The following is a 13,367-nucleotide window of genomic DNA, read 5'->3' on the forward strand; positions in this document are numbered from 1 at the left end:
GCTCGTGAAGCGCCAGATGTACGGCCGCGGCAAAATGGATCTCCTCCAAGCCCGGCTCATTGGCCTATCGCCATAAGCATCAGCGAGAGTGAGTCAGAGCCAAAGTTGCACGCCGAAACACACCCGAGAACGGGCTCATTTCCCTCAACGTGCCTCTGGATCCGTTGCGTCTAGGCGCTTGGAGCACCAGGACGACCCACCCGTTCTACCTGGCACGGTGGGAGGAGCTGCTGCGGGCTCTGGATCTCGCGGATCGAGTGGAGAACCGTTACCGCTTCAAGACCAAGGGGCAGATGCTCGACGAGGTTGCCCACCGTGGTTTCGTTGAGAGGGCCGTACCCACCACCATCTCGTGCTCTTCGATCTCCAAGGCACGTTGGGATGGCCATGCACCGGGCCATTGCGGCTACTGCGTTCCGTGCCTCATCCGGCGCGCGGCTGAGACGCGGGCATACGGGCGTGAGCCAACGGCTTATGTTGGACTGCCCCAACTGAACGGAAGGGTCGACCCCCGCACATCGATAGGCGAGCATATCAGGGCTTTTGATTATATGGCCGAGCGCCTGCGCCAGAAGCCTGAGATTACCGGAACCCTCGTCCGCAAGCCCGGGCCGCTAATGGATTACACGCCCGACGACATCCAGGCCTACACCGGCGTGTTCGCCGAGGGTATTAGAGAAGTCGGCCGTGCCCTTAGAGGAGTGCGCGCCACCGCGATTTGAGGCAGTGGGCAGCGACGGCGTGCACGATTTTCACTGCCACCTCGACCTCATGGCAGATCCGGCCGCAGAGTATCTCTCCCGTCAGAAGTATCGCGTGACGACACTTGCCGTGACGACCACGCCACGGGCATGGCAGCAGAACATGTCGTGGGCTGACGGGAACCCATGGACCAAGCCAGCCTTGGGGCTTCATCCCGAACTTGTGGAGCAGGCACACAGGGAGGTCGGTCTTATGCTCGACCTCATGTCCGAAGCCCATTTCATCGGCGAAATCGGCCTGGATGGAAGCCCGCAACATGCCAGCTCACTCGACCTCCAGCGACGCGTGTTTCGCGAGATAGTGCTTCGCGCCGGAGCTCTCGGTGGCCGAGTTCTAAGCATCCATAGCCGGCGTGCCGCGACCCAGGTTCTCGATGAAATCGAAACCTGTCCTACCCGCGGCGGTGTCTTGGCGGTCTTGCACTGGTTCTCGGGCTCGGCGTCGGAGTTTGCCCGAGCCATCTCCCTGGGATGTTGGTTCTCGGTGAATGGATCCATGCTGAGCAGCGCTCGGTCACGATCGATGATAGAGGCGATCCCCCGAGACGTACTATTGATCGAGAGCGACGCCCCTTTGCGAGGCGGAAAGGGAGACCTTCGGTCCACCCTGTCCCGTCTTTCAGAGCTTCTTGGATTGCCAAGCTCCGAGATCGAGGCCGCCACGGACGCCAACGCCACGCGTTTGCTGTCCTGCGCAGCGCTCGCTTAACTCCCTAACTCCGAGTTTCCGGATTGTACTAGAACCGCCACATCACGCAAAACTACGCAGCGCGTTGATCTTGTTCGATATATTTCCCAGCTCTCTTTCCGGGACTACTTGCGGTTCTGTTCGTTTACCTGCACTTAAGCTACCATGTTCCCACGCAGGGAATCTGTGGCGAACCGGGCGGGGTTTCCCACGCCGGCCTATGCCTATTCCTCCTCCCGAGGATAGCCGAAGGCGTTCCTGATCGAGAAGTCGACGGCCCTATCGAACTCCCTTTAGGCCTCGTCGCGGAGGTTGTCGCGTGCGCGGAAAATCACCCCGTTCAGGGCATAGGACGAGGCGAAGGGAAGAACGTCCTTGGCGAACCCGCCGAGCCCCAGCTTGCCGTGTCCACCTGGAAGCGAAGCTGGATGAGATGGTCGTTGGCCATGCCGGCATCGTGCGTGCCGAGCCGGGACCTGCCTAGGTCAGTCCTGACGAGGCGCCAGCCTGTTAGCCAGGGCGAGGTGCATCTGGGCTCGGTTGAGCGGGATGCCCTGCTGCTCGCGCCCCTGGAGGCCGTCGAGGGCGAGGCGCAGCACGTCGCGGAACGCCACCATCGTCTTCTCGTTCGGCACGCCGTAGGAGAGAACGAGATCACGCAGGGCGTCGACTATCGCCGCGTCGAGCAGCCTGGCATCGGGGATTCCTGCGGCTCGCATGGCCTCGCGAGCCTCGCGCTTGCGCCGGCGGTCGGCATCGCGACGGGCGGCCCGGGAAGGCGCTGTATGGGTCATTGAGAGGGACGGTGCCGGGATCATGCCGGCATCGTGCCTGCGGGTCTGGCAAGGCACCACGGCCTCTGAAACGACGACACCCCGCCCGGGTTTCCGGGGCGGGGTGTGTGTCCTGGCGGACGATGTGGTGCATCAGTGAGCCAGTCCCGGGAGGCTCTCGCCACCCATGCCTTAGTGTAGGCGGGTCGCTGGCCGGGGACAAGGCAAGTAGTTGTTGGGGTCAATGCGTAGTCTGGCGAGACGCGCGCGAAGCTTGTCCTCGTGATGCGGCTTAGCCGGAGCGGGGTGCAGCTTCCTGCCCTGCAGCATCTCCTCCTCCAGGACCATGGCAGCCCCGGTCATATCGCCCCAATCGTCCCAACAGCAGCCGCGGACGTATTGGTAGATGGCGAGAAGGCGCAGCAGGGGGCCATGTGGAGGCCACTTCGGCTTCGGGGCCGTGGGGCGCGCCTTGGGCTTGCTGCGCCGGGCTGGGACGACGGCGTTTTCCGAGGCGTCGATCTGGCCACGGCAGGGGGCATAAGGGGGGACCATTAGATGCCGTGACACAGATTGAACAGCATCGGAGGAGTCTCCTGCCTCCCCGATCGCCGTGGCGGCAGCCTCGACGGCGTCCGCCTGGTTCGCCGCGAGCGCGCTATACACGGTGCCGCGGGCGCAGCCGAACATGGCCGCAATGTCCGTGAGCGGGATCCCGTCTGCGAGCATCTCGCGGGCAACGCGGGCCAGCGTGGCGCGGGAGTCGGCCTGCTTCTCGCGAGTGGCACGTCCCTCACGCCGGCGCTGTGCGGCCTTGCGGGCCTTCGCCGGCACCGCCTGGCAAGCCTCGGCCCCCGGGCGCAGGTACGTCAGGCCGGCCGCTTCGGCGAGATCCGGCGTAAGCCCAAGGCTCTCGATGACCTTCGCGTTGCTCGGGCTGTAGAGCACAGAGACCTGCCGGCCGTCCCACGTCGTCGTCTCGCCCGCCTCATGCCGGCGCAGGCGCTGGGCGACGCCCGAGAGATATCGGGCAAGCTCATCCTCGGGCAGCCCGACGATGGGCGAGAGCTTGGCAGCCCAAGAGGCCGCAGTGTCTCCTTGGCCCATGTGCGACCAAGCTGTCGCGACGTGATAGGCGACGAGGTCGCGGCGCCCCTCCAGCCCGGTGGGGCCGAGATAGCGCGCGAGGGTCAGAATATCGGCAGCGATGGCGCCCCAGCGGGACATGCGCAGGCGCGGCTTGGCGGTGGCGGCCGGCTTAGACTTCGAGGCCTTGGTCTCGCGGTAGGCCTGCACCTCGGCCCGGCCGTAGGGCAGGACGGCGGCGGCGAGCGCTTCGAAATCGACGCGCTCGGCTTCCTCGAAGGAGGCTGGCCAAACGATGCGAACGACCGTGCCCGACTTGGGATTGACCGTGCCGGCGAGCCGATGGACGCGCGTCACGTCCCGAACGGCATGATCTAGGGCGAAGCCGTCCCAGATCCGAGCCGCACGCGCCTCGGCCGCGCGCACGCGGGCATCATGCTTGGCGTGGCGGGAGTGGATAACGGTGCCGTCCTCGGCCACGCGGGGCCCGTTCAAGAAGTTGATGACCGCGCGCACGCGCTTGCGGGCGCCGGGGCACATGCCCTCGAAAACCCAAACTGGCCACAGCCCGCGGCCGCTGTCGAGGATGTAGCTCGGGAACGGGATGTTCTTAGACTTCAGTCGCGCAAGCAGAACCTCGGCGACGATGCGCCTGTCCATGCCCTCGAAAGGGGAGCCCTTGCGAAGCTCGGCATCGGCCCAGACGGCACGGATCGAGGCGAGCTGGGCGGCAACGCGGCGATCATCGAACGTGTTCAGCGAGACGAACTGCGCCTCGTCGAGGGCTTGCCCGCGTCGGCGGAATTGGCTCGGATGCAGGGCCTTCGGGCGCCGGCAGTCCTTATCAAGCAGGATGACTTCGCCAGCTGTGCAGGAGCGAGGGTGCAGGAAATCGAGATGAGCCAGCTTGGCAGCGCGCGCTTGAGACTGCTGGACATTGCGGTCGTTGTTTCGATCCGGCTTCCACTGCCGGCCGACTTCCCATTCGCCGAGCGCCGTCTCGTCCATGCCGTCGCACCAGACGACTTCCATCGCCTCAGGTGAGAGGGGCGCGAAGGCGTAGTCGGTGAAACTGGGGGCGGAGGCCAGATCCTCGGCACGAGCGATCGTCTCGACAGGCTCGTCGAGTAGGAACGCCGGCATCTCTGGGATCACGTACGGGCGGGGCTGCATTCGATCCGGGACGGTGGCTGCCAGCGGGGCACCACACCCGCAAGCAAGGCTAAGATGCTGAATTCGCGGGCCTGCCACAAGCGCCGCGCCTTGCTCCTGAAGGCCCACCGTTAACGGCGAAATCAGCCCCTCCGACGGGGCCGCCGCCGCCGCCCGAAGGCCCCTGGATGCGCGCCATCCGACCGAGCCACGCCTGATCGCGACTCCTGCAGGCGGCGCGCTCAGTCCGCTCCACGGCCGAGAAATCGCCCTCGCCGGGCCGCGCGTCATTTTGCGTAGACGAGGCGGCCGCCCCCGCAACAGGGCCTGATCGGAGGCGTCAAAGACCGAATAGGCCGTCCTTGCGCCGAATCGGTAGAGGTTCCACGACGTTACCGTGCGCGGTCCCGTCCCATCATGATCATCGAGCCTGCACCCACCGTCGTCGACCGCCGCGTGCCCCGAACCTGCGCCGCCCGCGCCCTCAGCGCGATGGCCGCGGCATGACCGGTCTCCCCTTCTCCGGGCATCACGAACGCCGCGAGGCCGAATGAGTCGGCGCGCTCGTCTGCTTCGGCGTCTCGCTCGCCCTGCTATCGCCTGGGCCGACCTTCTCGCGACCGACCTTCGATCCCTTCGCGGCAATCGCTGCTGAGGGAACTTGGGGCGTGGGCCTGCTCGCGGTCTCCGTGATCCGCATGCTCGGCCTCTGGGTCAACGGATCGAAGCGGCACAGCCCCTCGATCCGGTTCGTCACCGCCGCCATCGGCGCCGCCCTTTGGGGCCGGGTGCGACGCCATGCTCGTGAAGGCGCTCGGCGAGTTCGCCGGCGCGTCGGTCGAGAAGTGCATCACGCGAGAGATCTTGGACCCGACCTACGTCGCCTTCCTGGACCTCGCATACAACATCGGGTCCGGCGCCTTCTGCCGCTCGACCGTCGTCCGCAAGTTCAACGCCGGCGACCGCCGCGGCGCCTGCGACGCGCTCCTGCTGTTCAACAAGGCCGGCGGCAAGGTCATCCCCGGCCTGACCGCCCGGCGCGAGCGCGAGCGCGCCCTCTGCCTCAAGGGGATCTGACCATGACACCATTCCAATTCGTGTGCTTGATCGCGTCCTTCGGACTCGTCGTCGAGATCCTTGTCAACCGCTTGGCCTTCGCCGCCCGGCTGGAGCGGGACAGGGCTCCGGCATTCCTGCTGGCGGGCATCATCTGGATGTTCGCCTGCCAGCCGTTGACGGCGTCACCGCTCACCATGGCGGTTCTTAGGGCACTAGGCTTTGTCTTCTTCGCCGTCGCCCTGGTGCTGATGGTTTGGAATGTCTGGAAGGCGCTCCGGGCCCTGTGGGACACCCGGCGTGCTTGATCTGGCTATCGCCCTTGTCTGGACGCCGCTGGGCATAGCTGCTCTCGTCGCGGTGGCGGCCGCCGCCCTGGCGCTGGCGTACCTACCGCGCGCCGCGCTGCCTCTGGCCTGCGTCGCAGTCTTGCTCGCCGGGGCGGCCTACGTCGCCAGTCTGCAGGCCGATCTCGCCGCCTCGCGCATCGAGGCGCGGGAGGCGAAGGCGGACGCCGCGGCCAAGGGCAAGGCCATCGAGGCCCTGGAGCGGAACGCCAGGGCGACGGCGGCTCGGAACGCGGCCTCCCGCACCCGCCGGGACCGGATCCTCTCGGCCCCAGCGTCCGACGACGGGCCCGTGGCCAAGATCCTCGACGACACCCTGGAGAGCCTGCGGTGAGACGCCTGATCCTCGCGGCCGCCGCCGTCCTCCCGCTCGCCGGCTGCCACGACAGGCCGGTCCTGGCAGTCCCTGGCGAGCTGCTCCATTGCTCCGGCCGCCCGGCTGTACCGTCCCGGCAGGGCCGCACGCAGCTCGTCGTCGCCGGCTACGTCTCCGACCTGGCGGACGCACATGGCGACTGCCACGACAAGCTCGGCGCGGTGCGCGAGATCGTCGAGGGCACGCCGTGAACCTGACGCTGGCCCTCATCGTCCCGCTCGCCTGCTGGAATCCCCCGCCGCGGCCGCTCGTCGACGCCACGGTCCTCTCCGCTCTGCGCGGCGAGCCGGTGCCCGATGCCAAGCCGGACGTGTCGGCAGCGCTCGCCGCCCTCAAGCCCCCGCGAGTGCGCCGGTGATCATGTTCGCCATCGGCGTCGCACTGATGCTCTGCCTCGTTCCGCCGCCCCAGAGTCTGCCGTGAGTGAGGCGGCCGCCGCGGTGATCAAGGCCGCCCGCGACCTGGTGTTTCGGGAGCGCTGGCGCATGAAGCTCCCGCCTGAGAGGCCGCTCCCCTCCGAGCTGGCGGCCGCCCTCGAACGCGCGCTCGCCGCCCTCGATGCCGAGGCGAAGAAATCCTGATGGGTTCCCCGCACGTCGACCGCCTGGAGATCTATCCCTCTCGTAGGGAGCTGAACCCGCTCACGGTCGCAGATGTCATGGACACATCAGGCAAGCACGCCCGGGTCCGCCTTGTCCGGACGCGGCCGGGACAGCACCGCGAGCAGACACTCGTCACCCGGCAGGGCCTCGTCTGGCTCGGCCACCGGTGGCAGGCCAAGCTCGCCCGGGACGCGCGCGAGGTCGAGAGGGCCAAAATCCAGGGCGATCTCGACCTCTAGAACCGATGCAAGGAAAGCGAAGCTATCGAGGCTTCGCTTCCTATCGCGCGAGGTTTGCCACTTTTCGCGTGGAATTCAGGCGGTTTGACACCGGCGCGCGAGGTTTGCCACCGCGCCGGTCTCCCCGCAGCGCACGCGTTTTGTCATTTTGGGGGCCCAACGCACGCGCTTTGTCACTCGCGCACCTCGTTTGTCATTTCCGAGCCCGAAAACACCTCGTTTGTCACGACCAACACCTGGTTCGTCACTCAGACAGTGATCACGAGCGCCGGATCGAACGAGCGGTTCTCGGGCTCCGGCACCGCCAGCGCCCGGCCGCCGCGCCTCTCCGTGACGTAGCCGCGAGGGTTACACACGATACGCGTTTCCCCAACTCGGTAGTCTCGGGACTCATGGATATGCCCGTGGATCCAGAGGTCCGGGGCATGCGGCCCCTGCAGGATCGAGGACAGGTCGCTGGCATACGCCGCGTCCAGCAACTCCCTCCACTCGCCCCCGCGCAGGCTCCGCTCATGCGGGGCGTGATGTGTGACGACGACCGTACGACCGGCGAACGGGACGGCCAAGGCCGCATCGATACGGCGGCGCTGCTCAGCATGCAGCCCGCCCGAGATGGACGGGTGGAACGCCGAGTAATCGCCGGGCCCGCGCCGCCAGCGGATGCGCCGGACGTCGCGCATACCGGTGTTGCGGTCACTCGCCGTGCTCTGCGCAAGGCCACGCGCGCCTGGCCTGATCGACCAGTCCGTCCACAGCGTCGCGCCCACGAATCGCACGCCCGCGATCTCGGCGACGTCGCCCTCGGCGAGCAGGTGGATCCCCGAGGCCGCGGCAAGCTCGCGCGCGTCGGCAAGCTGGCTCTGATACGAGGCCCGGCCATGCCAGTAGCAGTGATTGCCCGGCACATAGACGAGCGGACGGTCGAACCGGTTGTGCAGCCAGGGCAGCACCCGATCCGCGAGGCGCTCGTCTACGTCGCCGGCGATAACGACGACGTCATGCTCCGGCAGCGTGAGATCGAGCGGATGCGTGCCGCCGAGGTGCAGGTCGCTGAGGATCCAGAGGCGTGTCGTCATCGTAGTCTCTCCTCAGCATCCCATGCGGCGGCGCGGGCGGCACGCAGCGCGCGCCCCGGTTCGATCATTCCCCGGCCGACGAGCGACCGGATGCGGAGCACACGCACCAGCGCGACGCGGGCAGGCAGTCTGCAGGACCGCCCCGGCACCCAGCAGGAACGGATGCCGGCGGCGATGTCGTCGAGGGCCTCGACGGTCTCAGGCTCGAACGTCCGCATCGCGAACCTCGCGGCGGGCATCGGGCCGTGTGAGCGAGATCGCACGAGCGACCCGGGAGGCGTCGAGGACGGCCACGTCGCCATCGATGATCCCCTCGCGCAGCTCGTGCTCCAGGCGGCGGATGTAGAGGACAGCGCCGGCTCCGAGCCCGACATCGATCTGCCCGGCATCCAGGGCGCGCCGCACGATCTCGCGGTTTACGACGAGCATCCGTTCGGCCGTCGGGACGTGGAGGAAAGAAGTCACCATCTTGCCCTCCCTCAGTGACGCGGCGACAGAACTTCGCGGGCCGCCAGGGCGGCTTCGCAAAGTCGACGGAGCGAACGGATCGATCCTCCCGGCCGCCAGTTCTCGACGACGGCGGCGAACTCCTCGCCGTCCAGCCCGGGCAGCCATTCCTCCGCGACGCCGCGCTCCTGCCGAATGTCGGCGAGGATGCCGGTGACGAGGGCCGGCAGGGACTCCTGCGTCGGCGCTGGCATCTCGATGACGAGAAACCGGTCCCGCAGCGGCGCCGACAGTCCAGCGAGGCTATTGGCCGTCGCGATGAAGGTCACGCCAGATAGGTCGACAGCGCACTCCAGGAACGGGTCGTGGAAGTGGCCGGCATGATCGAGCATGCCGAGCAGCGCGTCCTGGAGATTGCCGTTCGACTTACCGTCACCGGACTTCTCGGCCTCGTCGAGGATGATGGCCACGGAGCCCAGCATCGCCCGGCGGATCGACTGCAGGGGAACCGACCCCCGGCCCGTCCCCCACTGGCGGCTCGTCCCGGCGAACGCCGCGTCCGCGACACCGCCACAGGCGAAAACGGTGACAGGCAGCCCGAGGGCCTCGCAGATCTCCCTCGCCAGTCGGGTCTTGCCCGACCCAGGAGGACCGACGAGCAGCAGCGGCCGGAGCCGGGCAAACGGTTGCCCGAGCGCCAGGTTGAGGATCCTGTCGATCACCGCCTCGGCATGCGGGAAACGGCCGACCAAGGCGGCACGAATCGCCGGGAGATCCCCCGGCGTAGAGCAAGGCAGCCTGATCCCTGCGATGCAGGCGAACTCTGCCCGCGGCGTCGACGAGGATGCCGTCCGTGAGCCGTCTGACGTCGTGCCGGGCAGGTGCGAGACCGACTTCAGGACAACCAAACCGGGGCCATTGTCCGGTATGTAATCGGCGTGATCCGGGTCTCTTGGATCCCAGCCCGTGTCGTCGCGGACAGGGCCAAGCAGCCGCTCCGAGAGCGACCTGGTAGCAACCGCATCCCTGACAGCCTCGGCCATGTCGGCCCGCTGCCAAAAGATCACGCACTCGGCATCGGCGCGCAAGTCGCTCCACACGCTTTCCCGGATGCCCGCGCGGACCGAGTCCCGCTGCGTCTCTAGCGTGTTGCAGATGATCAGGTGTGCGAGGTGGCTGATCTCCTGGCGCGTCGTGAGGAGTAGCCGCTTCTCGGCATCATCCGTGGCGAGTCCGGCCGCGAGGTCCGCCTGGTGGTGTGCGATGCATGCCGAGCCATAGTGGCCGAGCCACGCCGCCAGGAGACGGCACCGGCCGGCATGCTTCTGGCATGCATCGCGGCCAAGATCCGTCAGGCCCTCGTTGGCGACGGCCCGCTCACAGGCCTCGGCGCATGCGACCAGAGCGGCCGCCGTCACGCCGCCGTGTGCCAGGGCAGAGATGGCCGCGCGCACGTCGTCCGGCAGCCCGGCCGTGTCTGCCGTCTGAGCCCAGGCTTGCCCGTCAGCGTACGGGGAATCCCAATACAGGGGCGCGCCGAGCAGCAGGTCTCGGTAGCTCGCCGGTGTCGCTGAGGTCTCGGGGGGAGTGAGCGCGATAAAGCTCGCGCGAGCGCGCTGAGCGCGCCGGTCGGCGTCGGTCATCTGCTAGTCTCTCGGTCAGTGCGCCAACTCATGGCGGCGCTCCAGCCGGAAGACTGACAGACAGGCGTTAAGATCGAGTTGACGAGCGGAATGCGAATATAGAGGCCCGGATATCGTCGACTTGATCGAGCGCCACGTCGACGACGCCCTTGAGATGATGACCGAGCTCGTCGCGGGCGGACGTGGACATGCGCCCCGCGGTCTCGGCGGGGTCGTCGCCCTCGGTCGCCTCGCGCCAAGAGTAAGCAATCGAGAGCATGGCGAAGCCCAGCGTCCTCGGCATGTGGTGCGCGCAGGCGCGAGCGAGGAGCTGAAGCACCGGCGCCGGCAGGCCATGCTCCGCGATGCGGTCGCGCTGCACGGATCGGTGCGCGAGTCCCGAGACGGTGGAGACGTGCCCGATCCAGTCCTGACCGAAAACTCGCTGCCCGGCGAACTCGATGGCCTCGGCAAGCTCATCTTTCATGCCCTTGGCGTCGACTGGCACGCCGTCGACGAGGGGCTGCCGGCCAGCGTACGTCAGCACCGGCAGGCCGCCCCATTCGCCGCGAGAGCCGTAGGGGCCCTTGAGCTTCGCCAAGCCGCCCGCCGGCACACCGACGTAGCCGACGGCATCCGGGTTTCCTGGGACGGCGATGATGCGGATAGCCATTACGGTCCTCTAAGCAAACGCGTAGTAATAAGCAGTGATGAGATAGTGACCGGAATTCTGATTGCCGGCGATTTGTAGATCGGGCACGGACATGTGCTGCAGCATGAACACACGTCCGCCGTAGATCATGAGTGGCATCCTCACGCGGCTTCCCTCCCGGCGACGTATTCTTCGATGAGGCGGTCGATCTCGTCGATTACGAGCCAAGGTATGTGGCCCGGCTCGCCCTTGATGATCACCGGGATCGTCAACGTGGGAGCCGGTTGGATCCCGGGGGACAGCAGGCCATCGTCCGTGAGCTCGATGGAGGCCAGCACGTCGCCGAACGGCGTCGGCGTGTCACGAAACCACGTAAGCGTCGTGCTGTACCGGTCGCCCTGGTAGTGCAGCTTGAGCATGGCCTCGAAGCCGACGCTCTCGAAACAGCCGACTGCGAGGCTATTCGTCCGGAAATCTGCAGAGAAGGCCATCAGGCAGCCGCCTTCTGGCTTTGAGCCCTGGCGAGGAGGCGGTCGATCTCGTCGAGAGCCTCCTCGATCGTGCCGGCAGCCTCGCCCTCGAAATCGTCGGCGCGGTTAAGCCAGCTGGCGTGCAGGTCGGTCGCGAGGCGGCCGTCGGACATCATCCAGATCGTGCTGCGCGCGCGGCCGCACGCCGTCTGATGGTCCTTCTTCCACTGCAGCGTCGTCCAGTAACGCCCTTCGAACAGGGAGAGCGACACGTTAGCGACGTAGCGCTCCCGCTCCAGCCGCTCGACGGCGGGCTGCGTCTCAGACGAGACACGGAATCCGATAGTATTCATCAGTTGTCTCCGAATGAGTATTGCTGGAAAGACTTGAGCCTGCAGGCGGCGCGGTTCGCGATAGAGACGAATTCCCAGTGGAGTGCCCACGGGCGCCCCTGAAGGATGACGATGGGCATCGTGCCGGCGTAGCGATGTGGAAGGCGGCGCCTCACCGGAGCGCCCTCAGGGCCTGCTTTCGCTCCTGATCGATCCCGTGGAAGCAGAGGAAAGCCCCGTTCCGGACGACCATTTCGTCCCAATTGCCCTGCGTGTCCCGGTAGATCACCGGCATGCGGTCGAGGTCGTACCCGAGCCTGCGCAGGTCCTCGACGACACCGGCCGCGTCGTTCGTCACGGTCCTCCCGCCGCGGGCGAGATCCGTGATGCAGATCACCGCCCCGGCGAGCTCGATGCGATAGTCGCTGGGCTCGTCGAAAAGGCTGAGCTGGCGGCGCTGGTGCCCCGCGGCCCTGCAGACCGGACCGATGCCGGTCTCTATGCTGACGGGATCCGTGAGCTCGCGGCCGCAGGGGTCGCAGGTCGTCGAGGCAAGCCGGAGATCCCGGGCCTGCGCCTGCTGCACGGGAGTCGGCATCTTCGCCCTGGCGGGGCGGTACACCGGCTCGATCTCCAGGCTCGCGCCGCACTCGACGTCATCGGGACCCCAGAACGTGGGATCGCCCGTGCCGGCAAGCAGCGCCGCCTTCAGGGGCTCGGCGTCGGCGGCACGGGCGAAGAGCACCGGCCACGTGTCGTGACGGAGCCCGCCGTACTCGTCGATCCAGAACTTCATGAGATTGAAGCCCTCGATCTCCTTGCCGGCGGGGACGTGCTGGGCCTGGGCCTGCTGGACCGGCGTGCGCATCATCGCCGGGGTCGGGGGGACCTGCTCCATCATCAGGATCACGCCCGCCTCCCTTTCGGTCGGGCTGAACAAGCTGGGGTCGCGGCCGCCGAGCAGCGAGACGATCTCGCCCGTTGCGTCCTCGGGGCGGCTGTAGATCTGTGGGAAGACGTGCGCCTGGAACGTGTCGCTCGCATCGAACCAGCACTTCACCACGCGGAAGCCGGAGATCGCGGACGGGGCGGCCTTGGCCGCGAGGATCGCCTTGAGCTTCTTCTTGGCGGCGGCGCGGTCGTGCCGCCCGTAGCGCTCTTCATAGTAGGCATCGCCTGCGAGGCGGTACTCGCCCGAGGCCTGAGCCGAGCGGAACGAGGCCCAGGCGGCGCGCATGGCGCTGGAGAGATGCTGGCTGACCGGGGTCTCGGTCTGGATGGCGGAATCGTAGGCGCGGATCCAGGCGTCGCGGACGACGGACGCGCGGTCCTGCAGCGTGACTTTGGTCATGGATGAGGTGTCTTTCTTTGCACTGGTTCGGATTGGTCCGAACCGGTAATGTCCATATATACAGACAATACGGGGATGCACAAGCGCCGAGCTTGGGCGAGCGAGATCCCCGGAGGAATCCCGCCGTTGCCCGCACGCAAGGGCGCGGTGTCGAAGGTTATCGTTGAGTTGCCCGTGCTTATTGCGCGGTGGCCGCTTGGGCCGGGCCGCGTCTTGTTTCGCGGTTTGGGGAGCATCCCGAATTCGGATCACCGGGGCAATAGCCTTGAGGGCCCACGGTTAACGGCCGTCAACCTACCCCCGAACTGGACGGCCTGACATCTGTTCTTCGCCAGCG

19 protein-coding genes are annotated in these 13,367 nt (G+C 67.1%); 9 read left to right on the forward strand and 10 right to left on the reverse strand.

Going from position 1 to position 13,367, the window contains the following annotated elements; genetic code table 11:
* Window positions 1–257 precede the first annotated feature (257 nt).
* Both HCU64_RS00005 and qatD read left to right on the forward strand, forming a co-directional pair.
* A complete protein-coding gene (locus tag HCU64_RS00005; RefSeq protein ID WP_233381762.1) occupies window positions 258–722 on the forward strand; it encodes a hypothetical protein in 465 nt (154 codons plus the stop codon).
* Window positions 723–726: 4 nt separating this feature from the next.
* Window positions 727–1,470: a Qat anti-phage system TatD family nuclease QatD gene (gene qatD, locus HCU64_RS00010; RefSeq protein WP_233381763.1), complete on the forward strand. Its 744-nt coding sequence runs from the start codon at window positions 727–729 to the stop codon at window positions 1,468–1,470.
* Window positions 1,471–1,934: 464 nt separating this feature from the next.
* Here qatD and HCU64_RS00015 read toward each other — a convergent pair whose 3' ends face one another.
* On the reverse strand, window positions 1,935–2,267 hold the full coding sequence (locus tag HCU64_RS00015) for a hypothetical protein (protein WP_233381764.1): 333 nt from the start codon (window positions 2,265–2,267) through the stop codon (window positions 1,935–1,937).
* A 147-nt stretch (window positions 2,268–2,414) separates the two neighbouring features.
* A complete protein-coding gene (locus HCU64_RS00020) occupies window positions 2,415–4,481 on the reverse strand; it encodes a helix-turn-helix domain-containing protein (RefSeq protein ID WP_233381765.1) in 2,067 nt (688 codons plus the stop codon).
* A 777-nt stretch (window positions 4,482–5,258) separates the two neighbouring features.
* Between HCU64_RS00020 and HCU64_RS00025 the strand changes: the two genes are divergently transcribed.
* From HCU64_RS00025 to HCU64_RS00055, 7 genes are all read left to right on the forward strand, one after another.
* On the forward strand, window positions 5,259–5,537 hold the full coding sequence (locus HCU64_RS00025) for a glycoside hydrolase family protein (protein WP_233381766.1): 279 nt from the start codon (window positions 5,259–5,261) through the stop codon (window positions 5,535–5,537).
* Window positions 5,538–5,539: 2 nt separating this feature from the next.
* Window positions 5,540–5,824: a hypothetical protein gene (locus tag HCU64_RS00030; RefSeq protein WP_233381767.1), complete on the forward strand. Its 285-nt coding sequence runs from the start codon at window positions 5,540–5,542 to the stop codon at window positions 5,822–5,824.
* Window positions 5,817–6,197, forward strand: coding sequence for a hypothetical protein (locus HCU64_RS00035; RefSeq protein ID WP_233381768.1), 381 nt, complete (start codon window positions 5,817–5,819; stop codon window positions 6,195–6,197). The genes HCU64_RS00030 and HCU64_RS00035 overlap by 8 nt, the downstream gene beginning before the upstream one ends.
* Window positions 6,194–6,430: a hypothetical protein gene (locus HCU64_RS00040; RefSeq protein WP_233381769.1), complete on the forward strand. Its 237-nt coding sequence runs from the start codon at window positions 6,194–6,196 to the stop codon at window positions 6,428–6,430. The genes HCU64_RS00035 and HCU64_RS00040 overlap by 4 nt, the downstream gene beginning before the upstream one ends.
* Window positions 6,427–6,597, forward strand: coding sequence for a hypothetical protein (locus HCU64_RS00045; protein WP_233381770.1), 171 nt, complete (start codon window positions 6,427–6,429; stop codon window positions 6,595–6,597). Before HCU64_RS00040 ends, HCU64_RS00045 begins: the two co-directional genes overlap by 4 nt.
* A gap of 61 nt (window positions 6,598–6,658) precedes the next feature.
* A complete protein-coding gene (locus tag HCU64_RS00050; RefSeq protein ID WP_233381771.1) occupies window positions 6,659–6,820 on the forward strand; it encodes a hypothetical protein in 162 nt (53 codons plus the stop codon).
* Complete coding sequence (locus HCU64_RS00055) at window positions 6,820–7,080, forward strand: hypothetical protein (RefSeq protein WP_233381772.1); 261 nt, start codon at window positions 6,820–6,822, stop codon at window positions 7,078–7,080. The genes HCU64_RS00050 and HCU64_RS00055 overlap by 1 nt, the downstream gene beginning before the upstream one ends.
* A gap of 248 nt (window positions 7,081–7,328) precedes the next feature.
* On the opposite strand, the gene HCU64_RS00060 is transcribed toward HCU64_RS00055, so the two are convergent.
* From HCU64_RS00060 to HCU64_RS00095, 8 genes are all read right to left on the reverse strand, one after another.
* Window positions 7,329–8,156 carry a metallophosphoesterase gene (locus HCU64_RS00060; RefSeq protein ID WP_233381773.1) on the reverse strand — a complete coding sequence of 276 codons (828 nt, stop codon included), beginning with the start codon at window positions 8,154–8,156 and terminating at the stop codon, window positions 7,329–7,331.
* Window positions 8,153–8,374 (reverse strand): hypothetical protein, encoded by a 222-nt coding sequence (locus HCU64_RS00065; RefSeq protein ID WP_233381774.1) that lies wholly within the window; start codon window positions 8,372–8,374, stop codon window positions 8,153–8,155. The genes HCU64_RS00060 and HCU64_RS00065 overlap by 4 nt, the downstream gene beginning before the upstream one ends.
* The gene (locus tag HCU64_RS00070) at window positions 8,355–8,624 is read right to left on the reverse strand and encodes a hypothetical protein (RefSeq protein WP_233381775.1); all 270 of its coding nucleotides are present in this window, start codon (window positions 8,622–8,624) and stop codon (window positions 8,355–8,357) included. Before HCU64_RS00070 ends, HCU64_RS00065 begins: the two co-directional genes overlap by 20 nt.
* Before the next feature lie 11 nt (window positions 8,625–8,635).
* Window positions 8,636–10,246, reverse strand: a complete 1,611-nt coding sequence (locus HCU64_RS00075; RefSeq protein ID WP_233381776.1) for an AAA family ATPase — start codon at window positions 10,244–10,246, stop codon at window positions 8,636–8,638.
* A 67-nt stretch (window positions 10,247–10,313) separates the two neighbouring features.
* Window positions 10,314–10,898 (reverse strand): hypothetical protein, encoded by a 585-nt coding sequence (locus HCU64_RS00080; protein ID WP_233381777.1) that lies wholly within the window; start codon window positions 10,896–10,898, stop codon window positions 10,314–10,316.
* 140 nt (window positions 10,899–11,038) lie between these two features.
* On the reverse strand, window positions 11,039–11,368 hold the full coding sequence (locus tag HCU64_RS00085; protein ID WP_233381778.1) for a hypothetical protein: 330 nt from the start codon (window positions 11,366–11,368) through the stop codon (window positions 11,039–11,041).
* Window positions 11,368–11,700, reverse strand: a complete 333-nt coding sequence (locus HCU64_RS00090) for a hypothetical protein (RefSeq protein WP_233381779.1) — start codon at window positions 11,698–11,700, stop codon at window positions 11,368–11,370. The genes HCU64_RS00085 and HCU64_RS00090 overlap by 1 nt, the downstream gene beginning before the upstream one ends.
* Window positions 11,701–11,851: 151 nt before the next feature.
* Window positions 11,852–13,030 carry a DUF6011 domain-containing protein gene (locus HCU64_RS00095; RefSeq protein ID WP_233381780.1) on the reverse strand — a complete coding sequence of 393 codons (1,179 nt, stop codon included), beginning with the start codon at window positions 13,028–13,030 and terminating at the stop codon, window positions 11,852–11,854.
* Between the last annotated feature and the right edge of the window lie 337 nt (window positions 13,031–13,367).

Source organism: Methylobacterium sp. C25 (genome assembly GCF_021352225.1).
Classification (GTDB): Bacteria; Pseudomonadota; Alphaproteobacteria; order Rhizobiales; family Beijerinckiaceae; genus Methylobacterium.